The sequence below is a fragment of the Pseudomonas sp. NKUCC02_KPG genome (assembly GCF_019345465.1).
Lineage (GTDB): Bacteria > Pseudomonadota > Gammaproteobacteria > Pseudomonadales > Pseudomonadaceae > Aquipseudomonas.
On the sequence record NZ_JAHKRC010000007.1, the window covers coordinates 127356 to 151740 of the forward strand.

The 24385-nt window shown below is 57.8% G+C and carries 21 protein-coding genes; 17 read left to right on the forward strand and 4 right to left on the reverse strand.

Translation table 11 applies throughout. The features are described 5' to 3' along the window. The first annotated feature begins 494 nt into the window (after positions 1-494). From tauA to tauD, 4 genes are read left to right on the forward strand one after another with little or no spacing between them, the layout of a single operon-like run. Positions 495-1478 carry a taurine ABC transporter substrate-binding protein gene (tauA, locus tag KO536_RS11625; protein ID WP_219261985.1) on the forward strand — a complete coding sequence of 328 codons (984 nt, stop codon included), beginning with the start codon at positions 495-497 and terminating at the stop codon, positions 1476-1478. A gap of 26 nt (positions 1479-1504) precedes the next feature. Next, positions 1505-2299, forward strand: a complete 795-nt coding sequence (tauB, locus tag KO536_RS11630; protein ID WP_133074971.1) for a taurine ABC transporter ATP-binding subunit — start codon at positions 1505-1507, stop codon at positions 2297-2299. After that, positions 2296-3132, forward strand: coding sequence for a taurine ABC transporter permease TauC (gene tauC, locus KO536_RS11635; protein WP_019828595.1), 837 nt, complete (start codon positions 2296-2298; stop codon positions 3130-3132). Before tauB ends, tauC begins: the two co-directional genes overlap by 4 nt. A gap of 50 nt (positions 3133-3182) precedes the next feature. After that, positions 3183-4016, forward strand: a complete 834-nt coding sequence (tauD, locus tag KO536_RS11640; protein ID WP_133074972.1) for a taurine dioxygenase — start codon at positions 3183-3185, stop codon at positions 4014-4016. Between the two features lie 157 nt (positions 4017-4173). Here the strand turns inward: tauD and KO536_RS11645 are convergent, their stop codons facing one another. From KO536_RS11645 to KO536_RS11655, 3 genes are all read right to left on the reverse strand, one after another. Beyond that, entirely contained in the window at positions 4174-4821 is a 648-nt protein-coding gene (locus KO536_RS11645; protein WP_133074973.1) for a TetR/AcrR family transcriptional regulator, read from the reverse strand. 67 nt (positions 4822-4888) lie between these two features. Then, the gene (locus tag KO536_RS11650; RefSeq protein ID WP_219261986.1) at positions 4889-5632 is read right to left on the reverse strand and encodes a carbonic anhydrase; all 744 of its coding nucleotides are present in this window, start codon (positions 5630-5632) and stop codon (positions 4889-4891) included. 188 nt (positions 5633-5820) lie between these two features. Then, the gene (locus KO536_RS11655; protein WP_019828592.1) at positions 5821-7197 is read right to left on the reverse strand and encodes a glutamine synthetase family protein; all 1377 of its coding nucleotides are present in this window, start codon (positions 7195-7197) and stop codon (positions 5821-5823) included. Between the two features lie 278 nt (positions 7198-7475). Between KO536_RS11655 and KO536_RS11660 the strand changes: the two genes are divergently transcribed. The 8 genes from KO536_RS11660 to KO536_RS11695 all read left to right on the forward strand — a co-directional run bounded on the left by KO536_RS11660 (position 7476) and on the right by KO536_RS11695 (position 16748). After that, the gene (locus KO536_RS11660) at positions 7476-8252 is read left to right on the forward strand and encodes a gamma-glutamyl-gamma-aminobutyrate hydrolase family protein (RefSeq protein ID WP_219261987.1); all 777 of its coding nucleotides are present in this window, start codon (positions 7476-7478) and stop codon (positions 8250-8252) included. Positions 8253-8288: 36 nt separating this feature from the next. After that, positions 8289-9647: a glutamine synthetase family protein gene (locus KO536_RS11665; protein ID WP_133074976.1), complete on the forward strand. Its 1359-nt coding sequence runs from the start codon at positions 8289-8291 to the stop codon at positions 9645-9647. A 61-nt stretch (positions 9648-9708) separates the two neighbouring features. Next, a complete protein-coding gene (locus KO536_RS11670) occupies positions 9709-11073 on the forward strand; it encodes an aspartate aminotransferase family protein (RefSeq protein WP_133074977.1) in 1365 nt (454 codons plus the stop codon). 184 nt (positions 11074-11257) lie between these two features. Beyond that, complete coding sequence (locus KO536_RS11675) at positions 11258-12370, forward strand: polyamine ABC transporter substrate-binding protein (RefSeq protein WP_133074978.1); 1113 nt, start codon at positions 11258-11260, stop codon at positions 12368-12370. A gap of 267 nt (positions 12371-12637) precedes the next feature. Further along, positions 12638-13732 carry a polyamine ABC transporter substrate-binding protein gene (locus KO536_RS11680; RefSeq protein WP_219261988.1) on the forward strand — a complete coding sequence of 365 codons (1095 nt, stop codon included), beginning with the start codon at positions 12638-12640 and terminating at the stop codon, positions 13730-13732. 69 nt (positions 13733-13801) lie between these two features. Continuing rightward, entirely contained in the window at positions 13802-14944 is a 1143-nt protein-coding gene (potA, locus tag KO536_RS11685; protein ID WP_046808802.1) for a polyamine ABC transporter ATP-binding protein, read from the forward strand. After that, positions 14941-15861, forward strand: a complete 921-nt coding sequence (locus KO536_RS11690) for an ABC transporter permease subunit (protein WP_133074980.1) — start codon at positions 14941-14943, stop codon at positions 15859-15861. The genes potA and KO536_RS11690 overlap by 4 nt, the downstream gene beginning before the upstream one ends. Then, positions 15858-16748 (forward strand): ABC transporter permease subunit, encoded by an 891-nt coding sequence (locus KO536_RS11695; protein ID WP_133074981.1) that lies wholly within the window; start codon positions 15858-15860, stop codon positions 16746-16748. The genes KO536_RS11690 and KO536_RS11695 overlap by 4 nt, the downstream gene beginning before the upstream one ends. An 82-nt stretch (positions 16749-16830) precedes the next feature. Here KO536_RS11695 and KO536_RS11700 read toward each other — a convergent pair whose 3' ends face one another. Next, positions 16831-17211, reverse strand: coding sequence for a hypothetical protein (locus KO536_RS11700; RefSeq protein ID WP_133074982.1), 381 nt, complete (start codon positions 17209-17211; stop codon positions 16831-16833). A 152-nt stretch (positions 17212-17363) separates the two neighbouring features. Here KO536_RS11700 and phoB point away from each other — a divergent pair, with 152 nt between their 5' ends. From phoB to KO536_RS11725, 5 genes are all read left to right on the forward strand, one after another. Further along, on the forward strand, positions 17364-18056 hold the full coding sequence (phoB, locus tag KO536_RS11705; protein ID WP_016782809.1) for a phosphate regulon transcriptional regulator PhoB: 693 nt from the start codon (positions 17364-17366) through the stop codon (positions 18054-18056). A 44-nt stretch (positions 18057-18100) separates the two neighbouring features. After that, positions 18101-19423, forward strand: a complete 1323-nt coding sequence (gene phoR / locus KO536_RS11710) for a phosphate regulon sensor histidine kinase PhoR (RefSeq protein WP_133074983.1) — start codon at positions 18101-18103, stop codon at positions 19421-19423. Positions 19424-19522: 99 nt separating this feature from the next. After that, a complete protein-coding gene (locus KO536_RS11715; RefSeq protein WP_219261989.1) occupies positions 19523-20863 on the forward strand; it encodes a hemolysin family protein in 1341 nt (446 codons plus the stop codon). A 266-nt stretch (positions 20864-21129) separates the two neighbouring features. Further along, entirely contained in the window at positions 21130-22437 is a 1308-nt protein-coding gene (locus tag KO536_RS11720; RefSeq protein WP_133074985.1) for a CitMHS family transporter, read from the forward strand. Between the two features lie 245 nt (positions 22438-22682). Further along, entirely contained in the window at positions 22683-24341 is a 1659-nt protein-coding gene (locus KO536_RS11725; RefSeq protein ID WP_133074986.1) for a Na/Pi cotransporter family protein, read from the forward strand. Positions 24342-24385 lie beyond the last annotated feature (44 nt).

The following is a 24385-nucleotide window of genomic DNA, read 5'->3' on the forward strand; positions in this document are numbered from 1 at the left end:
TTGCTCCTTTGCGTTTCTAATTTTTGTATTTCATTAGCCCCGGATCTGAGGTCTGGGTGCTGCAGATGCGCGATTAGCGCCAGACGGTGACTGGCAAGTCAATCGTAACCAATCATGTCTACGACCTTTGTCTAGTCTCCCGTCGTTTGTGCGCAGATTAATGGCTATTTAATAAACCTAAAAAGAATTATTTATGATCTTTTAAGATCGAATAGGCATAAAGCAGGATATTTCCTACGCGCACGAAAAGGAATGCTATCGGTCTTTCGTCTAATTCCTAAACATAATTTCATGAATCTTTTAATAGCGTTTGGTTCTTAAACCCTGGCTTCGATCACAGACAGGGAAAATGCCTTGGCATCTGTGGCACGAGCCTGCCTGCGGATGTCGCGGAACTACATAAGCTAATGCTTAAAAGTTATTTATTTAGAGTTTCTTAGATCATTTAACCTCGCATTCTGCCGATATCCGGCCGCCTGCCGAGGAGCTTCCTGATGAAATTGCATTCTCCCTTACGCCTTCTGGCTGCTTTGTCTCTGGCGGGTGCCAGCTTCTTTGCGCAGGCCGCCAGCACGGATGTCACCGTGGCTTACCAGACCACCGTGGACCCGGCAAAAGTTGCCCAGGCCGATGGCGCCTACGAGAAAGCCACGGGGGCCAAGATCAACTGGCGCAAGTTCGATAACGGTGCCGACATCATTGCCGCCATCGCCTCGGGAGATGTGCAGATTGCTTACCTGGGCTCAAGCCCGCTGACGGCAGCAGTGACTCGCAACGTTCCGGTTGAAACCTTTCTGATCGCTACCCAGCTGGGCGGCTCTGAAGCCCTGGTCGCTCGCGACGGTTCCGGCATCAACGGTCCGCAGGATCTGGTCGGCAAAAAAGTGGCCGTGCCCTTTGTGTCCACCGGTCATTACAGCCTGCTGGCCGCTTTGAAGCACTGGAACATCGACCCTTCGAAAGTACAGATTCTGAACCTGGCGCCACCGGCCATCGTGGCGGCCTGGAAGCGTGGCGATATCGATGCCACCTACGTGTGGGATCCGGCACTGGGTACGGCCAAGGAAAACGGCAAGGTGCTGATTACTTCGGGTGAGCTGGGCAAGCTGGGCGCACCGACCTTTGATGCCTGGATCGTGCGCAAGGACTACGCCGCCAAGCACCCGGAAGTGGTCAAGCAGTTCGCCAAGGTGACGCTGGATGCCTATGCCGACTACCACAAGGATCCAAAAGCCTGGCTGGTCAATCAGAGCAACATCGACAAGGTGGTGAAACTGTCGGGCGCCAAGGCAACGGATATCCCTCTGTTGCTGCAAGGCAACGTGTACCCGCTGGCGGCTGACCAGGTTGTCTTGCTGGGCGCACCGACCACCAAAGCCCTGGCCGACACCGCTGCCTTCTTGAAAGAGCAGAAAAAAGTCGACGCCGTACTGCCGGACTACGCGCCGTCGGTCAACGCCACTTTTGTTACTCAATAATCAACGCAGCTGAGGAGTCGACGGTCATGGCCTTGTTATCGCTGGAGCGCATCAGCGCACAGTATCCTGGCGCCGCTGAGCCGGTGCTGTCGGACATCTCCGTCAGCCTCGGCCCTCAGCAACTGCTGGTCGCCCTCGGCCCTTCGGGCAGCGGTAAAACCTCGTTGCTGAATTTGATTGCAGGCTTTGTCGAGCCCAGCAGTGGTCGAATCACCCTGGATGGCGTGCCGGTACATGGCCCCAGCGCAGAGCGCGGCGTCGTGTTTCAGGATGATGTGTTGCTGCCGTGGCAAGACGTGCTGGCGAACGTGGCCTTTGGCCTTGAACTGGCCGGTGTCCCGCGCAGCAAACGCGAAGCCCGCGCCCGTGAAATGCTTGCGCTGGTGGATTTGTCCGGTTTTGAGAAGCGCCGGGTGTGGGAGCTGTCGGGCGGGCAAAAACAGCGTGTGGGCCTGGCCCGAGCGCTGGCTGCCGACCCCCGTGTGTTGCTGATGGACGAACCGTTCGGCGCCCTCGATGCCTTTACCCGTGAGCAAATGCAGGAGCTGCTGCTGCAAGTGTGTCGTCGCACCGACAAGCCCGTTTTCCTGATTACCCACGACATTGAAGAAGCGGTGTTTCTGGCCACGGATCTGATTTTGCTGGCGCCCAACCCGGGTCGCATTGTTGAACGGTTGACCCTGGATTTTGGCCAGCGCTACAACGCGGGCGAGTCTGCCCGCTCGATCAAGTCCGACCCTCGTTTTATCGAAACCCGTGAACATGTGCTTGAGCGCGTGTTTTCACAACGCGGTGCCGCCCAGCGGCAGGAGCGCGCATGAGCAGTTATGAAGCCGTTACTGGCGCCCCCGTTGCCGTGCCCCACGCACCGCGCCCGGTTAAACGCAGCCTGAGCACGCGCTGGATCAGCGTCCTGACCCTCGTCACTCTGATCGCCGTCTGGTGGGCTGTCACTGCGGGCGGATGGATCGAGCCGCTGTTTTTGCCACCGCCCTCTGCCGTGCTGCAAAAAGGCTGGTTGCTCGCGACTGCTGGCTATATGGACTCCACCCTGTGGCAACACTTGGGCGCGAGTTTGAGCCGTATCGGGCTGGGGCTGGGCTTTGCGATTCTGACGGCAGTGCCGGTGGGTATCGCCATTGGTCACAACCGGATTGCACGTGGCATTTTCGACCCGCTGATCGAGTTCTACCGCCCGATACCGCCTTTGGCCTACTTGCCGCTGATCGTGATCTGGTGCGGGATTGGCGAGTTGTCGAAAGTGTTGCTGATTTACCTGGCGATCTTTGCCCCTATCGCCATTGCTACCGCCACGGGCGTGCGGACGGTCGACCCGGCCAAAGTGCGCGCGGCGCAGTCGTTGGGCGCCACGCGCTGGCAGCTGATTCGCCATGTGATTTTGCCGAGTGCCTTGCCGGATATTTTGACCGGAGTACGCATTGGTCTGGGCGTGGGCTGGTCGACCCTGGTGGCCGCCGAGCTGATCGCCGCCACCAGTGGCCTGGGCTTCATGGTGCAGTCCGCTGCGCAATTTCTGGTCACCGATGTGGTGGTGCTGGGGATTCTGGTGATCGCCATCATCGCCTTTGCCATGGAAATGGGCCTGCGGGCCCTGCAACGCAAGCTGGTGCCGTGGCACGGCCAGGCTCACTAATTAACAGAACTCGACGCTGATTAATCGGCGCGCTGATAAAGAGACAGATCATGAGCCTGACCATTACCCCGATTAGCTCTGCCCTTGGCGCCCAGATTGACGGCGTTGACCTGACTCAGCCCCTGAGTCTTGAGTACCGTGATGCCATCGAGCAAGCGTTGTTGGCGCATCATGTGGTGTTCTTCAGGAATCAGTCGATTACACCCCAGCAGCAGGCACGTTTTGCCGCCAACTTTGGCGATCTGCATATTCATCCGATTTATCCCAACGTGCCGGAGCAGCCTGAAGTGCTGGTGCTGGACACGGCCGTGACCGACGTGCGCGACAATGCGGTGTGGCACACCGACGTGACTTTTTTGCCGACGCCGGCCATGGGCGCGGTGTTGAGTGCCAAGCAACTGCCGGCGTTTGGTGGCGATACATTGTGGGCGGCCGGGATCGCGGCTTTTGAAGGGTTGTCCGGGCCGCTGCAAGTGCTGCTGGAGGGGTTGACGGCCACCCATGACTTCACCAAGTCGTTCCCGCTGGAGCGTTTTGGATCGACCCCTGAAGACCTGGCGCGCTGGGAGCAAACCCGCAAGAACAATCCGCCGTTGTCGCACCCGGTGATCCGTACGCACCCGGTGAGCGGGCGCAAATCGCTGTTCGTCAACGAAGGCTTTACCACGCGGATCAATGAGCTGTCTGAAGCCGAAAGCGAAGCGATCCTGAAGCTGCTGTTCGCCCATGCCACCCGTCCGGAATACACCATTCGCTGGCGCTGGCAGGAAAATGACGTGGCATTTTGGGACAACCGCGTGACCCAGCATTACGCCGTGGATGACTACCGTCCTAACCGCCGCGTGATGCATCGTGCGACCATTTTGGGTGATGCGCCGTTCTGATGAACACACGCATGATGTGTAGTCGCTGTCGAGGCACGAGGCTGCGATCGGCGACAAGGTCGTCGTAAATTCAGGTGATGAGGCGTATCAGTTGGTTCCGGGGCTCAGGTTTTGCGATCGCTTCGCAATCGATCGCAGCCTCGTGCCTCGACAGCGGCTACAGGTTCCCTGCGGGGATCTCGCGCTTGGGCAAAAAAGTCGGCAAGTACAGTCCCAGATAAGCATCCACCACGCGCATCCCTTCTTCGGCCATGCGCGGGGTGATGCAGTCGTGCAACTGGATGGAGCGCGCATACACGCGGTCGCCCAGTTCCATCGCCAAGGCAAATACGTCCACGTCCTGTGGCAGTACTGGCAGCTCAAAATGACGCATAAACAAACCATGCATCAGTTGGCCCAGTTCAAGGTCGTGCTGGCGGTCGGCCCGGGTGACTTCGGTGAGGCCATGCTGGGCCAGGATCAGTTGCCGGGCGGCAGCATCTTCGCTGTAGATCGTCAGCATGCGCTGCTCAATAATGCGCGACAAATCTCCCCAACCCTTTAAGCCGTCATGTTCGATCGGCACCTGCAGGCAGGCGCGGAATGCGCCATGCACGTCACCGGTCAGCGCTTCGAGGAGCGCGGGCACTCCCGCAAAGAAGTGATAGACCGATGACGGCGGGATTTGCGCGCGTTCGGCCACGCTGTAAATCGACAGGCTGGACACCCCTTCTTCTGCCAGCAATGTGCGGGCAGCATTGAGTATCAAATCGATCCGGACCTGGCTGCGGGCGCGTGACTTTCGAGGGGTGGCAAGGCGCGTCATGGGTGTCTCCTGCGGGGCAGTCGGCATTGTACGAGCCGGGTCCGAGGTTGTCTGTAAACCCGCAGCGTTAGCCCGCGAACTTCACCATGCGATCGTTAGTCGGCTGGATTGGGCGCGCATTCATCGGGAACAACTGCTTGAAGGCATTGAGTTGTTGTTGGGATACCGTGCCCGGCACCTTCAACACCTGCCAGCGAACGCCTTCGGTACAGGGCGGAGTCGTCAGCGATCCCATGAACGTGAAGTAATCCAGCTTTTCAGGAAACAGGCTCTGCAGATCCAGGTTGTTCAAGGTCACTGAGTCACCGTCATGACGCGGCAGGCTTGAAAACAGGGAGTCCAAGGCTTTGTTCTTTGCTCCGACGTCAAACAACAGGGCAATGACTGCCAGGTTGCCAACGGCATCACGGTGTACCAAATGAGCGCTAAATGGGTACTTTCGGCCATCGATTTGCATTTCAGCGGGGGTATGGAAGTGCATTTGCACGAAGTCATGGGTTCCTGACGCCAAGGTCACATCGCCTTTTGATTCAGTGGTGACTTCCAGGCTATGACCATTATGTTTCACCACGGCCGGGCCAGCCGGGTAGTGAATGGCCAGGGCAGGCAGAACTGCGGGGGTGTTGGCCTTGATATTGATCGGAGATTGCTGGGTGCCAACGCTGCACAGGGCGTGCTCTTCGTGCAGGTCGCCCCACTCGTCAGGCCCTGTGGGCGACAGGTAATTCCAGTGCGTGTGGCTGGTCGGGGCAGCGGTTACGGGGCCAAGGCCGATGGCAAACAGGGCGATGCCCAGGTAATGGAGTTTCATGAGTGTGTCTTCGTGGACGGTGGCTGGTAAGGACAGCCGGGAAAACATTTTGAAACAATCTGTGCGGTGTTTATGTAGGGGGTTTCTGGAGGAGCGGGTAGGAAAATACGATTCGATGGGTGGTCGATGCCCATAAAAAAACGCCGCAGGCCGTGAGGCCTGTGGCGTTCTTTGTGGATCGCAATCGCTTACACGGTATGCAAGTACCAGTTGTATTCGAGGTCGGAGATGGAGTGTTCAAACTCTTCCAGCTCGCTCTCTTTACAGGCGACAAAAATATCGATGTATTTCGGATCGATGTATTTGGCCATGACTTCGCTGTCATCCAGCTCGCGCAACGCATCGCGCAGGTTGTTTGGCAGGCTTTGCTCGTTCTGCTCGTAGCTGTTGCCTTCGACTGGCGCACCCGGTTCGATCTTGTTGGTCAGACCGTGGTGAACACCGGCCAGCACAGAGGCCATCAACAGGTACGGGTTGGCATCGGCACCGGCAACCCGGTGTTCGATACGTACCGAGTCGGACGAGCCGGTGGGTACGCGAATGGCCACGGTACGGTTGTCCAGGCCCCAGCACGGCGAGTTCGGCACGTAGAACTGTGCGCCGAAACGACGGTAGGAGTTGACGTTCGGGCAAAGGAAGGCCATCTGCGCTGGCAGGGTCTCCAGCACACCGCCGATCGCGTGACGCAATGCGGCGTTCTGCTCGGGATCCTCGCTGGCAAAAATATTTTTGCCCTCTTTGTCCAGAATCGATATGTGAACGTGTAGTCCGTTGCCTGCCTGGCCCGGGTAAGGCTTGGCCATGAAGGTGGTGTCCATCTCATGGTCGTAGGCGATGTTTTTGATCAGACGCTTGAGCAGTACCGCGTAGTCGCAGGCCTTGATCGGGTCGGCAACGTGGTGCAGGTTCACTTCGAATTGCGCCGGGGCACTTTCTTTAACGATGGCGTCAGCCGGGATGCCTTGCTCTTTGGCACCTTCCAGAATGTCCTGGAGGCAGTCGACGTATTCATCGAGGTCGTCGATCAGGTAAACCTGAGTGGAGTGCGGACGTTTGCCGGAGATCGGCGAACGTGGAGGCTGTGGGCGACCGTTAACGTTCTCCTGGTCAATCAGGTAGAACTCCAGCTCGAAAGCCGCGCAGATGGTCAGGCCCATTTCGTCAAATTTGGTAACAACTTGACGGAGCACTTCCCGTGGGTCGGCGAAGAAAGGTTCGCCTTCAAGCTCGTGCATGGTCATCAGCAGTTGCGCGGTTGGGCGCTTTTGCCAAGGCTCGTTGCACAGGGTGTCGGGGATGGGATAACAGATTCTGTCTGCGTCACCGATATCCAGACCCAGGCCGGTGCTTTCCACCGTTGAGCCATTGATATCAAGGGCAAATAGAGAGGCCGGCAGGTTGATGCCTTTCTCGTAAACCTTGTGCAGGCTGGTGCGTTCGATGCGCTTACCGCGCACCACACCATTCATATCCGCAATGAGAAGGTCTACGTACAGAACCTCAGGATGATCCTTAAGGAACGCGTTCGCTTCGTTAAGCTGAACGGCACGCGGGGGTACCGACATGATGCAACACCTTTGTTGTTAAAAATATCAATCATTGAGCGCTACGGGTTTCAGTCAACCCGAACGGCATACCGAAGTCAAGCAGCCTCTTTTATGCCCTTAAAAAGCGCCGAAAGGCCATTTTTGACGCTTTTTGGGGCGTGTTTGGCCTGTTTCAATTCTTGCCGACCGCGGGCTTGAGCGGACCGTGTTGTATTTTTTACGGGGGTGTTGTGTAAAAAAATGAACAAGGCTAAGCTCGATTCAAACCCATAACAGCAATAATACCGGGGTGTTACATGTCACGCCTGCCGTTAATCGGCGTTACCGCCTGCACCAAGCAGATCGGTTTGCATCCTTATCACATCACTGGCGATAAGTACGTGCGAGCAGTTGCAGTGGCTGCCAAAGGCTTGCCTCTGATCATTCCGTCATTGGCGCAACTGATTGATCCGACCGATATTCTTGACGGTCTGGACGGCATTCTCTTTACCGGATCGCCCTCCAATATTGAACCCCATCTCTATGGCGGTACCGCCAGTGTGCCAGGCACGTTGCATGATCCTGAACGTGATCTGACTACCCTCCCCTTGATTCGTGCTGCGTTGGCGGCTGGTGTTCCGGTGCTCGGTATTTGCCGCGGCTTTCAGGAATTGAATGTAGCTCTGGGTGGCTCACTTCACCAGAAATTGCACGAAGTCGAAGGCTTTATTGAGCATCGCGAAGATCCCAGCGCCCCGGTTGAAGTGCAATACGCGCCGAGCCACGCCATGCACGTTCAACCCGGCGGCGTCCTGGCAGGCCTGGGCTTGCCTGCGGAGTTCGAGGTCAATTCGATTCATACCCAGGGCATCGAGCGGGTAGCGCCGGGCCTGCGGGTTGAAGCGATTGCCCCGGACGGTCTGGTTGAGGCGGTGTCGGTGGAGGGCGGCAAGGCTTTTGCTTTAGCGGTTCAGTGGCACCCCGAATGGCAGGTAAGCTCTAACTCGATTTATCTCGCCCTCTTCCAGGCATTTGGAGATGCCTGCAGAAGGCGCGCAACACAACGCGACGCGGATGCGTCAGTAAACGCCTGACTTATTCAAGTCAGGACACTCAGCCCAGAGGCATTTATGAGTAACAACCTCGACCAGCTCACCGATTGGTTGAAAGACCACAAGATCACAGAAGTCGAATGCATGATCGCCGACCTCACCGGGATTACTCGCGGGAAGATTTCGCCGACCAACAAGTTCATTGCTGAAAAAGGCATGCGCCTGCCCGAAAGCGTCCTGCTGCAAACCGTAACGGGCGACTATGTCGAAGACGACATCTATTACGAACTTCTGGATCCGGCCGATATCGACATGATCTGCCGCCCTGACCAGAACGCAGTCTTTGTGGTGCCGTGGGCGATTGAGCCGACCGCTCAGGTGATTCACGACACCTACGACAAGCAGGGCAACCCGATTGAGTTGTCGCCGCGCAACGTGCTTAAAAAAGTGCTCAAACTCTATGCCGACCACGGCTGGCAGCCGATTGTGGCGCCAGAAATGGAGTTTTACCTGACCAAGCGCAGCGACGACCCGGATTACCCGTTGCAGCCGCCGGTCGGTCGCTCCGGTCGCCCTGAAACCGGTCGTCAGTCCTTCTCCATTGAAGCGGCCAACGAATTCGATCCGCTGTTCGAAGACGTTTACGACTGGTGCGAGCTGCAAGAGCTGGATCTGGACACGCTGATCCATGAAGACGGCACGGCGCAGATGGAAATCAACTTCCGTCATGGCGACGCACTGTCGCTGGCCGACCAGATTCTGGTGTTCAAGCGCACGATGCGCGAAGCCGCACTCAAGCACGACGTAGCCGCCACGTTCATGGCCAAACCCATGACCGGTGAGCCTGGCAGTGCCATGCATTTGCACCAGAGCATTATCGACATCAACACGGGCAAGAACATCTTCTCCAATGAAGACGGGACCATGAGCCAGTTGTTCCTCAATCACATCGGCGGGTTGCAGAAGTTCATTCCAGAACTGCTGCCCCTGTTCGCGCCGAACGTGAACTCCTTCCGCCGCTTCCTGCCGGACACCTCGGCACCGGTAAACGTGGAATGGGGCGAAGAGAACCGCACCGTGGGCTTGCGTGTGCCGGATGCAGGCCCGCAAAACCGCCGGGTTGAAAACCGTTTGCCGGGCGCCGACGCCAACCCGTACCTGGCCATTGCGGCCAGCTTGCTGTGTGGCTACATCGGTATGGTCGAGGGCATCAATCCGAGTGCGCCAGTGGTCGGGCGTGGTTATGAGCGTCGTAATTTGCGTCTGCCTCTGACCCTCGAAGAGGCATTGGCCCGCATGGAAAGCAGCAAGACTGTCGAGAAGTACCTGGGCACCAAGTTCATTGCAGGCTACGTGGCCGTCAAACGTGCCGAGCATGAAAACTTCAAGCGCGTCATCAGTTCGTGGGAGCGGGAATTCCTGCTGTTCGCCGTCTGACACGCCGAGGGGCTGCGCCTTGGAGGCGCGCCCCTCCTCTACTGAATAAAAGGAGAGCTGTATGACTAACAAGAACCCGCAAACCCTTCAATGGCAACAACTGAGTAACGACCACCACCTGGCACCATTCAGCGACTTCAAACAGTTGAAGGAAGTGGGCCCACGTATCATCACGCACGCCAAGGGCGTGTATCTGTGGGACAGCGAAGGCCACAAGATTCTCGACGGCATGGCCGGCCTGTGGTGTGTTGCCATCGGTTATGGCCGTGACGAGCTGGCCGAAGCTGCCAGCAAGCAAATGCGCGAGCTGCCGTACTACAACCTGTTTTTCATGACCGCGCACCCGCCGGTGCTCGAGCTGTCCAAAGCCATCGCCGAGATCGCGCCTGAAGGCATGAATCACGTGTTCTTCACCGGCTCAGGCTCTGAAGGCAACGACACCATGTTGCGTATGGTTCGCCACTACTGGGCGATCAAGGGCCAGCCCAACAAGAAAACCATCATCAGCCGCAAAAACGGCTACCACGGTTCCACCGTGGCCGGCGCCAGCCTGGGCGGCATGACCTACATGCACGAACAGGGTGACTTGCCGATCCCGGGCATTACCCACATCCCGCAGCCGTACTGGTTCGGTGAAGGTGGCGACATGTCCCCGGAAGAGTTCGGCATCTGGGCTGCCAATCAGCTTGAAGAAAAAATCCTCGAACTGGGCGTCGATAATGTCGGTGCCTTCATTGCCGAGCCGATCCAGGGCGCAGGCGGCGTGATTGTGCCGCCCGCCACTTACTGGCCACGCATCAAGGAAATCCTGGCCAAGTACGACATTCTCTTTGTTGCCGATGAAGTGATTTGTGGTTTTGGTCGCACCGGCGAGTGGTTCGGCAGTGATTTTTACGACCTCAAGCCGGACATGATGACCATCGCCAAGGGCTTGACCTCGGGCTACATCCCGATGGGCGGCCTGATCGTGCGCGACGAGGTGGTTGCCGTGCTCAACGAAGGTGGCGATTTCAACCACGGCTTCACCTACTCGGGACATCCGGTGGCAGCGGCAGTGGCACTGGAAAACATCCGCATCCTGCGCGAAGAAAAAATTATCGAGAAGGTCCACGCTGAAACGGCACCGTATTTGCAAAAGCGTTTACGTGAACTGAACGATCACCCGTTGGTGGGCGAAGTGCGTGGTGTAGGCCTGTTGGGTGCCATTGAACTGGTGCAGGACAAAGCCACCCGCAAACGTTACGAAGGCCGTGGTGTTGGCATGATCTGCCGCCAATTCTGCTTCGCTAACGGTCTGATCATGCGTGCCGTAGGTGACACCATGATCATCTCGCCGCCTCTGGTGATCAGCAAAGACGAGATCGACGAGCTGGTGACCAAGGCGCGTAAGTGCCTGGATCTGACCTTGGAAACATTGCAAGGTTAACTGCTAGGCTTTGGGCGCAAGACAACTTCGGTTTTAAAGTAGGCAATTGCGCTCAGAGCCTTAAGAATCAAGGCTCTTTCCTTGAAAGCCTGCCCCAGATCTTGCCAGACTAGCCTCCGGCTTTAGTCACCTTGAGATCAGGTCGCTGAATCGGTGGTTTAAAAGAACAATTGGAGCATTACAGATGACGGCATCCGGATTTAAAAAAGCTGGCAAGACACTTCTCGCTCTCTCCTTGATGGGCGTGATGGCTGGGGCAGCTCAAGCTGCGGACAAGGTTCTGCACATTTACAACTGGTCCGATTACATCGCACCCGACACCGTTAAAAAATTCGAAGACCAAACCGGTATCAAGGTGGTCTACGACGTGTTCGACAGCAACGAGACCCTTGAGGCCAAGCTGCTGGCGGGCAAGTCCGGCTACGACATCGTCGTGCCGTCCAACAATTTCCTGGCCAAGCAGATCAAGGCCGGGGTTTACCAGGAGCTGGACCGTTCCAAGCTCCCTGACTGGAAAAACCTCGATCCTGCGTTGCTCAAGGCCGTTGGCGATGCCAGCGACAAAGACAACAAACATGCGTTCCCCTACATGTGGGGCACCATCGGTATTGGCTACAACCCTGAGAAGGTCAAGGCTGCCCTGGGCGTCGACACCATCGATTCCTGGGACGTGCTGTTCAAGCCAGAGAACGCTGCCAAGCTCAAGAGCTGCGGCATAAGCTTCCTCGATTCGCCGACCGAAATGATCCCGGCCGCCCTGCACTACCTGGGCTACCCGACCGACTCCCAAGACAAGAAGCAACTGGCTGAAGCCGAAGCGCTGTTCTTGAAAATTCGTCCTTCGGTTGGCTACTTCCACTCCTCCAAGTACATCTCCGACCTTGCAAACGGAAACATCTGCGTCGCAGTGGGTTACTCGGGTGACCTGGAGCAGTCCATCTCCCGCGCCAAAGAAGCCGGTGACAAGGTCAAGCTCAAGTACGTGATTCCTAAAGAAGGTGCTGGCAGCTTCTACGACATGGTCGCCATTCCCAAGGATGCCGAAAACGTTGACGCCGCTTACGCCTGGATGAACTTCCTGATGCAGCCAGAAGTCATGGCCGAGATCACCAACAGCGTGCGCTTCCCGAACGGTAACAAGGCTGCAACGCCACTGGTAAATAAAGACATCTCTGGCGACCCGAGCATTTATCCGTCCGATGAAGTGAAAGCCAAGCTGTACGCCATCAGCGATCTGCCACCTACAACGTTGCGTTTGCTGACGCGCAGCTGGACCAAGATCAAGTCCGGTAAATAACCAAGCGCTGTGTAGTCGCTGCCGAAGGCTGCGAAGGGTTGCGTAGCAACCCGTTGTCCCAAAGGCCCCGCGATCCCCTCGCAGCCTGAAGCAGCGGCTACAGAATCTTGGATAAACGGATACAAATCAGGGCTTTACGGTAATTAATCGCGGAAAACTTTGCTGTGTCGGTTTATCGAGGGTAAGTTGCGCGCCGGTTTTGTCTTTGGCGGTTCGACTGCCGTGTGACGCGGGCAACTCAGGCCCACCTATTTAGAGGACCATCACGTGTCTATATCTTTGTTTCGCAAGACCTTGTTGGTCGGGGCCGGTTTGACGCTCGCCGTCAGCGTGCAAGCGGCACCTACGGTGCATATTTACAACTGGTCGGATTACATCGCGCCGAACACGCTGGCTGATTTTGAGGCCGCTACCGGCATCAAGCCCGTGTATGACGTCTTCGATTCCAACGAAACCCTGGAAGGCAAACTGCTGGCCGGGCGTACCGGTTATGACGTGGTCGTTCCGTCTAACCACTTCCTGGGCAAGCAGATCAAGGCGGGTGCGTTCCAGAAGCTCGACCTGTCGCAACTGCCGAACTATTCCAATCTCGACCCGGCCTTGCTCAAGCGTCTACAGGCCAATGATCCGGGTAACCACTATGCCGTGCCGTATCTGTGGGGCACCAATGGCATTGGTTACAACGTCGACAAAGTAAAAGAAGTACTGGGCGTCGACAGCATCGACTCCTGGGATGTGGTGTTTAAACCCGAGAACATGGAAAAGCTCTCCAAGTGCGGCGTGGCCTTCCTGGATTCGGCGGATGAAATGCTGCCTACCGTACTCAACTACCTGGGCCTGGATGCCAACAGCACCAACCCCAAGGACTACAAGAAAGCTGAAGAAACACTGATGTCGGTGCGTCCATACGTCACCTACTTCCACTCTTCCAAATACATTTCCGACCTGGCCAACGGCAACATCTGTGTTGCGATCGGTTTTTCCGGTGATGTATTCCAGGCCAAGGCCCGCGCCGAGGATGCCAAAAAAGGCGTGAACATCGCCTATATCGTGCCCAAGGAAGGCGGCGCCCTGTGGTTTGACATGCTGGCCATTCCCAAGGACTCCGGCAACGTCAAGGAGGCCCACACGTTCATCAACTACTTGCTCAAGCCTGAAGTGATTGCTCAGGTCAGCGACTATGTCGGTTACGCCAACCCAAACCCTGCGGCCGACAAAGTGATGGATGAGTCCATTCGTACCGATGAAGCGGTTTACCCGACCCAGGCGGTGCTGGACAAGACTTACGTATCAATCGAGCTGCCCGCGAAAATACAGCGTCTGATGACGCGTACGTGGACCAAGGTCAAGACGGGCAAGTAATCTCGCAAGACCACCTATCCAAGGCCCGACCATCTAGGTCGGGCTGCTAAATTTGTTGGGAGTTTCGTAATGGCTGTTGCCTCCGGCGCCTATAAGAAAGCCCTCGAGGGCGACCAGACACCTAAAAAGGTGTTGGTCAAAATCGACCGGGTCACGAAAAAATTCGACGAGACGATTGCCGTGGACGATGTGTCCCTGGAAATCAACAAGGGCGAAATCTTCGCCCTGCTCGGCGGATCGGGATCGGGCAAATCGACTTTGCTGCGCATGCTCGCCGGTTTCGAGCGCCCAACAGAGGGCCGTATTTTCCTCGACGGTGTAGACATCACTGACATGCCGCCTTACGAGCGGCCGATCAACATGATGTTCCAGTCCTATGCCCTGTTCCCGCATATGACTGTGGCCCAGAACATCGCCTTCGGCCTCAAGCAGGACAAAATGTCCAATGCCGAGATCGATGCCCGCGTGGGCGAAATGCTCAAGCTGGTCCACATGAGCCAGTACGCCAAACGCAAGCCCCATCAGTTGTCCGGTGGTCAGCGTCAGCGTGTGGCTCTGGCCCGTTCGCTGGCCAAGCGTCCGAAACTGCTGCTGCTCGATGAGCCGATGGGCGCACTGGACAAAAAACTGCGTTCGCAGATGCAGCTTGAACTGGTGGAAATCATCGAGCGCGTCGGCGTGACCTGCGTCATGGTGACCCACGATCAGGAAGAGGCCATGACCATGGCCCAGCGAATCGCGATCATGCACCTGGGCTGGATCGCCCAGATCGGCAGCCCGATCGACATTTACGAGACACCGGTCAGCCGTCTGGTGTGCGAGTTCATCGGTAACGTCAACCTGTTTGACGGTGAAGTGGTTGACGACGCTGAAGGCTATGCGCGCATCAAGTGCCCGGAGCTGGAGAACGACATTTACGTCGGTCACGGCGTCAGCACTTCGGTGGAAGACAAACACACCACCTACGCCATCCGCCCGGAAAAAATGCTCGTCACCACCGAAAAACCGGCCTGTGAGTACAACTGGTCGCGGGGCAAGGTGCATGACATCGCCTACCTGGGTGGTCACTCGGTGTTTTACGTCGAATTGCCGAGCGGCAAGCTGGTGCAGTCCTTTGTGGCCAACGCCGAACGCCGTGGCGCGCGCCCTACCTGGGACGACGAAGTCTACGTGTGGTGGGAAGACGACAGCGGCGTGGTACTGCGCTCATGAACATGCGGAAGCTCAAACGCCGACTGCAACGAATAACCCCCGGTGGCCGTCATGTGGTCATCGGGATTCCATTCCTGTGGCTGTTTCTGTTTTTCATGCTGCCGTTCTTCATCGTCTTGAAGATCAGTTTTGCCGAAGCTGATGTCGCGATTCCGCCGTATACCGAGATCTACAGCTACGTTGACCAGAAAATCCAGCTGCTGCTGAACCTGGGCAACTACGCCATGCTGGGCGACGACGAGCTGTACATCGCCGCCTACCTGGGCTCGCTGAAGATGGCCTTTTTCAGCACGGCGTTGTGCCTGCTGATCGGTTATCCAATGGCCTATGCCATCGCCAATGCGCGCAAAGAGATGCAGACCGTGCTGGTGCTGCTGATCATGATGCCGACCTGGACCGCGATCCTGATCCGGGTGTATGCCTGGATGGGCATCCTCAGCAACAACGGCCTGCTCAATGGTTTCCTGATGTCGATGGGCTGGATCAGCGAACCGCTGCAGATCCTCAACACCAACATCGCGGTGTACATCGGCATCGTCTATTCGTACCTGCCGTTCATGATCCTGCCGCTGTACGCCAACCTTGTGAAGCACGACACCAGCCTGCTGGAAGCCGCGTCTGACCTGGGTTCGAGCACGTTCAACAGCTTCTGGAAAATCACGGTCCCGTTATCGAAAAACGGCATCATCGCCGGCTGCATGCTGGTGTTTATCCCGGTGGTGGGCGAGTTCGTGATTCCGGAACTGCTCGGCGGCCCGGAAACCCTGATGATCGGTAAAGTGTTGTGGCAAGAGTTCTTCAACAACCGTGACTGGCCGGTGGCGTCTGCGCTTGCCGTGGTCATGCTGGCGATCCTGATCGTGCCCATCATTCTGTTCAACCGCAGCCAGGCTAAAGAGCTGGAGGGCAAGATATGAATCGCATCCGTTTTTCTAGCTTCATGTTGGTCGCGGGGTTGCTGTTCATCTACCTGCCGATGCTGATCCTGGTGATCTACTCGTTCAACGCCTCCAAGCTGGTCACGGTGTGGGGCGGCTGGTCGCTGAAGTGGTATGTGGGCCTGCTGGACAACACGCAACTGATGGGCTCGGTGATGCGCTCGCTGGAGATCGCGCTGTACACGGCGATAGCAGCGGTGGCGCTGGGGACGTTGGCAGCATTCGTGCTGACCCGTATCAGTCGCTTCAAGGGCCGTACGTTGTTTGGCGGCCTGGTGACGGCGCCGCTGGTGATGCCTGAAGTGATCACCGGTCTGTCGCTGTTGCTGCTGTTCGTGGCCATGGCGCAGATGATCGGCTGGCCGCAAGAGCGTGGCCTGGTCACTATCTGGATCGCCCACACCACGTTCTGTTCGGCCTATGTGGCCGTGGTGGTGTCGTCGCGTCTGCGTGAGCTGGACCTGTCGATCGAGGAAGCGGCGATGGACCTGGGTGCCAAGCCGTGGAAGGTGTTCTTTCTGATCACCATCCCGATGATCGCGCCATCGCTGGCCGCAGGCGCCATGATGTCCTTTGCCCTGTCGCTGGACGACCTGGTACTGGCCAGCTTCGTGTCGGGGCCGGGTTCCACAACCTTGCCGATGGAAGTGTTCTCGGCGGTGCGCCTGGGGGTCAAACCCGAGATCAACGCCGTGGCCAGCCTGATCCTGCTGGCGGTATCGCTGGTGACCTTCATGGTGTGGTTCTTCAGCCGTCGTGCTGAAGAGCACCGCAAAAAGGCCATTCAGCAAGCCATCGACGAATCGGCGGCAGAGTCCTGGAAGCAACCTGATGTGCGTCGTGCACAGTCGACAAACGCGGTTTAAGCCTGCGTCATAAAAAAACCTCGCCTCCTGTGACAGGGTGGCGAGGTTTTTTTATGGGCCAGGGTGAGGGCTTTTGATCCTTCTAAGGCTTGGCCACCATCCAGGCTCCGTCCATTTTGCCGTCACCGGTGGCGTCGCCAGCCTTTTTGTCCATGACAAAGGTATACAGCGGCTTGCCGTCATAGGCCCACTGCATGGTGCCGTCATCACGCTTGATCATGGTCCATTTGCCCATGTCTTTGTGGTCGCCACTGACCATCAGAGGTGGCCAGTTAGCTGCGCACTTGTCATTGCACATGGATTTACCGCCCGCATCCTTGGCGAAGGTGTAGAGCGTCATACCGTTGTGGTCGACAAGCATGCCATCCTTGGTCATCGCCGGATCAGCCGCAAATGCCAGACTTGGCAAGGTAAAGGCTGCAGCTAACAGCAATGTCTTTAGGGAAAACGAGCTAGAAGTCATCGGAATCGTCCTCTTTGTGGTTGTACGATTTGCACTCAAAGCGTAGTTCACTAACCGCTAGCGCGCGTTCCAACCCCAAAGCTGTCACACGACTGCAATAATTCCGTTATCTAATGCGCCACAAGACAGTTAAATGACACGAGGATTACGGCATGGTTGGCAGGAGCATTTTGATCGTTGATGACGAGGCGCCGATTCGCGAGATGATCGCCGTGGCCTTGGAAATGGCGGGCTACGACTGCCTTGAAGCCGATAATGCTCAGGACGCCCACGCCATCATCGTGGACCGCAAGCCGGACCTTATCCTGCTCGACTGGATGCTGCCTGGTGGCACTTCGGGGATCGAACTGGCCCGACGTCTCAAGCGTGAAGAGCTGACCAGCGATATTCCGATCATCATGCTCACGGCCAAGGGCGAAGAAGACAACAAGATCCAGGGGCTCGAAGTGGGCGCTGATGACTACATCACCAAGCCATTTTCCCCCCGTGAACTGGTTGCCCGCCTCAAGGCCGTGCTGCGCCGTGCAGGCCCTGCCGATGCCGAATCCCCTATCGAGATCGGCGGCTTGCTGCTCGACCCCATCAGCCACCGCGTGACCATCGACGGCACCCCCGCCGAAATGGGCCCTACCGAATACCGCCTGCTGCAGTTCTTCATGACCCACCAGGAACGTGCTTACACCCGCGGCCAATTGCTCGACCAGGTCTGGGGCGGCAACGTGTACGTGGAGGAGCGCACCGTGGACGTGCACATCCGCCGCCTGCGCAAAGCCCTCGGTGAGGCTTATGAAAATCTGGTACAAACCGTGCGTGGCACCGGTTACCGGTTTTCGACCAAGGCCTGATCCCGGCTTTATCTGATCCAACGGCAAGCAAGGACCCGCGCGACGTGAATCAAAACTGGCATGGCACTCTGATTCGTCATTTGTTGCTTCTGGTCGCCGGCTGCCTGGTGGTCGGGCTGCTCAGTGGCTATTACGGCTGGAGCCTGGCCATTGGCCTGGCGTTCTATCTGGGCTGGACACTCAAGCAGTTGTTGCGTTTGCACGAATGGCTGCGCCAGCACAAACCCGACGAAGCCCCCCCCGATGGCTACGGCCTGTGGGGCGAAGTGTTCGACAGCATCTACCATCTGCAACGCCGCGATCAGCGTGTGCGCGGGCGTCTGCAAGCGGTGATCGATCGGGTACAAGAGTCTACGGCCGCCCTACAGGACGCCGTGGTGATGCTCGACAGTGATGGCAATCTGGAATGGTGGAACCGCGCGGCAGAGACCCTGCTGGGGCTCAAGACGCCCCAGGACAGCGGCCAGCCTGTGAGCAATCTGGTGCGTCACCCGCGCTTCAAGGAATATTTCGAGCTGGGCAATTACGTTGAACCGCTGGATATCCCTTCACCGGTCAACGACCACCTGCGCATCCAGCTCTACATCACGCGCTATGGCAACAACGAACACCTGATGCTGGTGCGCGACGTGACGCGGATTCATCAGCTGGAGCAAATGCGCAAAGACTTTATCGCCAACGTGTCCCACGAACTGCGTACGCCGTTGACGGTGATCTGCGGCTATCTGGAAACCCTGCTCGATAATGTCGAAGACGTGAACCCGCGCTGGAAACGGCCCTTGTCGCAAATGCAGCAACAGGGCGAGCGCATGCAGACCCTGCTCAACGACTTGCTGCTTCTGGCCAAGCTCGAAGCCACGGACTACCCCTCGGACAACCAGCCGGTGGCCGTCGACCTGTTACTGCGCTCGATCAAAAGCGACGCCCAGGCGTTGTCCGGGCAGCGCAACCAGACGATTACCCTGGACGTCGAAGCCGATTGTGCCCTCAAAGGCAGTGAAGCCGAATTGCGCAGCGCGTTTTCCAATCTGGTCTTTAACGCGGTCAAATACACCCCCGATGGTGGCAGCGTGCGCATTCGCTGGTGGGCGGACAGCAGCGGAGCGCACCTGAGCGTGCAGGACTCGGGCGTGGGCATCGACAACAAGCACTTGTCGCGCCTGACCGAACGCTTCTACCGCGTGGACTCCAGCCGAAACGCCAGCACTGGCGGCACCGGGTTGGGACTGGCCATCGTCAAACATGTCTTGTTGCGCCATCGTGCGCGCCTGGAGATCAGCAGTGTGTTGGGCCACGGCAGCACCTTCACCTGCCATTTCGCGCCGACCCAAGTGACAAAATCATCGCCCGGTACGCTGATCGACTAGGCCCTGCGGCCTTTGCCCACTAGGCAAGGGCCACATCAGCCGTTACATTGTTTGGCCATATCTCCCCATTTGTAACGACGGAACCCGTAAAACTCCATCATGGACCCTTCCCCTGGCTTGACCCTCGCGACACTCTTCGCCGACTTCGGCATGATTCTTTTTGCTCTGATCCTGGTTTTGCTCAACGGTTTTTTCGTTGCGGCCGAATTCGCCATGGTCAAATTGCGCTCGACCCGGGTCGAAGCGATTGCCGAGGACAACGGCTGGCGCGGACAGATCCTGCGCACCGTTCATAACCAGCTCGACGCCTACCTTTCGGCTTGCCAACTGGGTATCACCCTGGCATCGCTGGGTCTGGGCTGGGTCGGTGAGCCGGCGTTCGCCCACATACTGGAGCCGCTGCTGGGCGCCGTCGGTGTCGAATCGCCTGAAGTGATCAAGGGCGTATCGTTCTTTACCGCCTTCTTCATCATTTCGTACCTGCACATCGTGGTCGGCGAACTGGCCCCCAAATCCTGGGCCATTCGCAAGCCAGAGACCCTGTCGCTGTGGACCGCCGTGCCGCTGTACCTCTTTTACTGGGCCATGTACCCGGCGATCTACCTGCTCAACGCCAGCGCCAACGCCATTTTGCGCATTGCTGGCCAAGGTGAGCCCGGTGCCCATCACGATCACGCCTACAGCCGCGAAGAACTCAAACTGATCCTTCACTCCAGCCGCGGTCAGGACCCGAGTGACCAGGGCATGCGTGTACTGGCTTCGGCGGTGGAAATGGGTGAACTGGAAGTGGTCGACTGGGCCAACTCCCGGGAAGACCTCGTGACCCTGGACTCCAAGGCCCCGCTCAAGGAAATCCTGGCGCTGTTCCGTCGTCACAAATTCAGCCGCTACCCGGTCTATGACGCAGACACCAATACCTTCGTCGGTCTGCTGCACATCAAAGACCTGCTGCTCGAACTGGCTGATCTGGATCACTTGCCCGAGACCTTCAACCTTGAAGAGCTGACCCGGCCGCTGGAGCGCGTGTCGCGCCACATGCCGCTGTCGCAATTGCTGGAGCAGTTCCGCAAGGGCGGTGCTCACTTTGCCCTGGTTGAAGAAGCGGACGGCAAGGTGGTGGGCTACCTGACCATGGAAGACGTGCTGGAAGTACTGGTCGGCGATATCCAGGACGAACACCGCAAGGCCGAGCGCGGCATCCTGTCTTATCAGCCCGGCAAGCTGCTGGTACGTGGCGACACGCCGTTGTTCAAGATCGAACGCCTGTTGGGTGTTGACCTTGACCACATTGAAGCCGAGACCATTGCAGGCCTGATCTACGACACCCTCAAGCGGGTGCCCGAAGAAGAAGAACAGCTGGAAGTCGAAGGCCTGCGCATCATCATCAAAAAGATGAAAGGCCCGAAAATCGTCTTGGCTAAAGTCCTGAAGATGGATTAAAGCCCGTATGACTCGTAGTCGCTGACGAGGAACGAAGGCTGCGAGCTTTTAGCAATCAAAAGCTCGCAGCCTTCGTTCCTCGTCAGCGGCTACAGGGTTTGTTTTACCCAGCAACCATTCCCCTCCGTCTGTAAGAACTTTTACCAGCGAAAGCTGGTTGAAAGGATTCCCCTCTAGCATCGAGTCATTACCGGCAACAGACCGGTTGGCCTGCCACGCGAACAACACGCGGTCAGCGCCCTACTACAACAATAATGGTGACTTTTATGCTGACCTTCCTTGGCTTTGCCATGGTCATTACATTTATGTACCTGATCATGACCAAGCGTCTTTCCGCCCTGATCGCCCTTATTCTGGTTCCCATCCTGTTTGCCGTGTTTGGTGGTTTTGCGCCAAAAATCGGCCCGATGATGCTCGAAGGCATCACCAAGCTTGCCCCGACCGGGGTGATGCTGATGTTCGCCATCCTCTACTTTGCCCTGATGATCGACTCCGGCCTGTTTGACCCGGCAGTGCGCAAGATCCTCAAGCTGGTCAAGGGCGACCCGCTCAAGATCTCGGTGGGCACTGCGGTGCTGGCCCTGGTGGTTTCTCTGGACGGTGACGGCGCGACCACTTACATGATTTGCGTGGCTGCCATGCTGCCGCTCTACAGCCGCATCGGCATGAGCCCGCGGATCATGGCCGGCCTGATCATTCTGGCCGGTGGCGTGATGAACATGACGCCCTGGGGCGGCCCGACCGCCCGGGCGGCCAGCGCCCTGCACGTCGACCCTTCGGACATTTTTGTACCGATGATCCCGGCAATGCTCGCAGGCTGCGCAGCGATCCTGGTGATTGCCTGGTTCTACGGCAAGCGTGAGCGTGCGCGTCTGGGTGAACTGCACCTGCATGGCGATGAAATCGACCACAGCGAAATCAGCGTCTCGCAATATCCGGATGCCCGTCGGCCAAAACTGATCTGGTTCAACGGTGCCCTGACCCTGGCGCTGATGGTTGCCCTGATCGCCGGTTTGCTGCCTCTGCCTGTCCTGTTCATGGTCGCGTTCAGCATCGCGATGATCGTTAACTACCCTTGCCTGCAACAGCAAAAAGACCGCGTTGCGGCCCATGCTGGCAGCGTACTTGCGGTGGTCGGATTGATTTTTGCGGCGGGTATTTTTACCGGAATCCTGTCGGGCACCGGCATGGTCGACGCCATGTCCAAAAGCCTGCTGGCGGTGATCCCGCCTGCGCTGGGACCGTATCTGGCCGTGATTACCGCACTGGTGAGCATGCCGTTTACCTTCTTCATGTCCAACGATGCGTTCTACTACGGCGTACTGCCGGTACTGGCCGAAGCCGCCAGCCACTACGGCATCACTGCCGCTGAAATGGCCCGTGCTTCGATTGTTGGCCAGCCTGTGCATTTGCTGAGCCCATTGGTGCCATCGACTTACCTGCTGGTGGCGCTGGCCGGTATCGAGTTCGGCGATCACCAGCGCTTCACCCTCAAGTGGGCCATCCTGGTGTGCCTGGTCATCATGGTTGCGGCGCTGCTGCTGGGGACGTTCCCGCTGTTCAGCACGCTTTAACCCCCTCCGGTGTGGGAGCGGGCTTGCTCGCGATGCAAACGACGCGGTGTTTGAGTTAAACCGTGTCGAAGCCATCGCGAGCAAGCCCGCTCCCACAATGCCATCATCGTCCCCAAGTGTTTCAACCTTCCCCCCGCTATGCGATGCTGGCGCTCTGCTCAATTGCCGACTACATCTTAAGAAACATCTGTAGGAACGGCCCGCAGCTATCTGATCCTTAGACACATCTATTACAGGGAGCCAGCATGCTGACCCTGCTCAATTTGCTTTCTGCTGTTGCCTTGCTGATCTGGGGCACTCACATCGTCCGAACCGGCATTTTGCGGGTCTACGGCACCAACCTGCGTCATGTCATCGGGCAAAACGTCTCCAGACGCATGTTCGCCTTTGTCGCCGGGATTGTGGTCACGGCCATGGTGCAGAGCAGCAACGCCACGGCCATGCTGGTCACTTCATTCGTCGGTCAGGGGCTGATGGCCCTGACTCCCGCCCTGGCGACCATGCTTGGGGCCGATGTCGGTACGGCCTTGATGGCCCGGGTGCTGACCTTCGACCTCTCGTGGTTGTCGCCGCTGTTGATTTTTCTGGGTGTGATTTTCTTTCTGACACGCAAGCAAACCCGCGCCGGGCAACTGGGCCGGGTGGGGATTGGTTTGGGCCTGATCATTCTGGCGCTGCAGCTGATCGTCGAAGCGGCTGCGCCCATCACCCACGCCCAGGGCGTGAAGGTGATCTTTGCCTCGCTGACCGGCGATATCCTGCTGGATGCCCTGGTCGGTGCCCTTTTCGCGATGGTCTCCTACTCAAGCCTGGCGGCCGTGCTGTTGACCGCAACACTGGCCGGCGCAGGCGTGATCAGCCTGCACGTGGCAATCGGCCTGGTGATTGGTGCCAACATTGGCAGCGGTGTGCTGGCCTTTCTCAGCACCAACATGCAAAACGCCGCCGGGCGTCAGGTGGCATTGGGCAGCCTGCTGTACAAGCTCATCGGCCTGTTGCTGATCATGCCCGTGCTCAACCCGCTGGTGGCCTGGATGGACAGCCTGAGCTATAGCGCCCAGGAGCTGGTCATCGGTTTTCACCTGCTCTACAACACCGTTCGCTGCTTCTTGATGCTGCCCACCGTGGGCGTGATGGCGCGAATTTGTGCCTGGCTATTGCCCGAGCGCGCGCAAGCGAACGGCGTGGTCAAGCCGCGCCACCTGGACCCGGCAGCCCTCGATACGCCGAGCCTGGCCCTCACCAACGCCGTGCGCGAAACCCTGCGCATTGGCGACCTGATCGACACCATGTTGGTCAATATGCTCGACGTTCTGCGCGGCAAGCAAACCGCTGTCACCCAGGAAATGCGTACCCTGAGTGATGAAGTCGAGGTGCTCTACAGCGCGGTCAAACTGTACCTGGCACAGATGCCCCGGGAGGACTTGAGCGAACAGGACAGCCGGCGCTGGGCAGAGATCATCGAACTGGCGATTAACCTCAAACTCGCCAGCGATGTGATCGAACGCATGCTGCGCAAAGTCCAGCAGCAGAAAACCTCCCAGCGCCGATCGTTTTCAGAAACAGGGCTGGAGGAGCTGGTGGGCTTGCAAACCCAACTGATCGAAAACCTGCGGCTGGGGCTGACCGTGTTTCTGAGTTCAGACCCGCAAAGCGCCCGCCAACTGCTGCGCGAGAAGCGCCGCTTCCGCGCCCAGGAACGGCGACTGGCCCACGCCCACGTGAGTCGTTTGCAGCGCAAGGTCACGCAAAGTATCGAGACCAGCTCGATGCACCTGGAGCTGATCGCTGATATGAAGCGCTTGAACTCGCTGTTTTGCGGCAGTGCCTACGTGGTCCTTGAAACCTCTGAAACCGGCGCGCTGGAGCTGGATGACGCAGCGGACACGCAACATTTCCCTTGAACGTTGTAGGTCGGGGTGTTGTCAGCCGGTATGCAGCGACTAAG

Coding starts and splice junctions, on each gene's coding strand:
- tauA (WP_219261985.1), top strand. CDS start 495: ATGAAATTGCATTCTCCCTTACGCCTTCTGGCTGCTTTGTCTCTGGCG.
- tauB (WP_133074971.1), top strand. CDS start 1,505: ATGGCCTTGTTATCGCTGGAGCGCATCAGCGCACAGTATCCTGGCGCC.
- tauC (WP_019828595.1), top strand. CDS start 2,296: ATGAGCAGTTATGAAGCCGTTACTGGCGCCCCCGTTGCCGTGCCCCAC.
- tauD (WP_133074972.1), top strand. CDS start 3,183: ATGAGCCTGACCATTACCCCGATTAGCTCTGCCCTTGGCGCCCAGATT.
- KO536_RS11645 (WP_133074973.1), bottom strand. CDS start 4,821: ATGACGCGCCTTGCCACCCCTCGAAAGTCACGCGCCCGCAGCCAGGTC.
- KO536_RS11650 (WP_219261986.1), bottom strand. CDS start 5,632: ATGAAACTCCATTACCTGGGCATCGCCCTGTTTGCCATCGGCCTTGGC.
- KO536_RS11655 (WP_019828592.1), bottom strand. CDS start 7,197: ATGTCGGTACCCCCGCGTGCCGTTCAGCTTAACGAAGCGAACGCGTTC.
- KO536_RS11660 (WP_219261987.1), top strand. CDS start 7,476: ATGTCACGCCTGCCGTTAATCGGCGTTACCGCCTGCACCAAGCAGATC.
- KO536_RS11665 (WP_133074976.1), top strand. CDS start 8,289: ATGAGTAACAACCTCGACCAGCTCACCGATTGGTTGAAAGACCACAAG.
- KO536_RS11670 (WP_133074977.1), top strand. CDS start 9,709: ATGACTAACAAGAACCCGCAAACCCTTCAATGGCAACAACTGAGTAAC.
- KO536_RS11675 (WP_133074978.1), top strand. CDS start 11,258: ATGACGGCATCCGGATTTAAAAAAGCTGGCAAGACACTTCTCGCTCTC.
- potA (WP_046808802.1), top strand. CDS start 13,802: ATGGCTGTTGCCTCCGGCGCCTATAAGAAAGCCCTCGAGGGCGACCAG.
- KO536_RS11690 (WP_133074980.1), top strand. CDS start 14,941: ATGAACATGCGGAAGCTCAAACGCCGACTGCAACGAATAACCCCCGGT.
- KO536_RS11695 (WP_133074981.1), top strand. CDS start 15,858: ATGAATCGCATCCGTTTTTCTAGCTTCATGTTGGTCGCGGGGTTGCTG.
- KO536_RS11700 (WP_133074982.1), bottom strand. CDS start 17,211: ATGACTTCTAGCTCGTTTTCCCTAAAGACATTGCTGTTAGCTGCAGCC.
- phoB (WP_016782809.1), top strand. CDS start 17,364: ATGGTTGGCAGGAGCATTTTGATCGTTGATGACGAGGCGCCGATTCGC.
- KO536_RS11715 (WP_219261989.1), top strand. CDS start 19,523: ATGGACCCTTCCCCTGGCTTGACCCTCGCGACACTCTTCGCCGACTTC.
- KO536_RS11720 (WP_133074985.1), top strand. CDS start 21,130: ATGCTGACCTTCCTTGGCTTTGCCATGGTCATTACATTTATGTACCTG.
- KO536_RS11725 (WP_133074986.1), top strand. CDS start 22,683: ATGCTGACCCTGCTCAATTTGCTTTCTGCTGTTGCCTTGCTGATCTGG.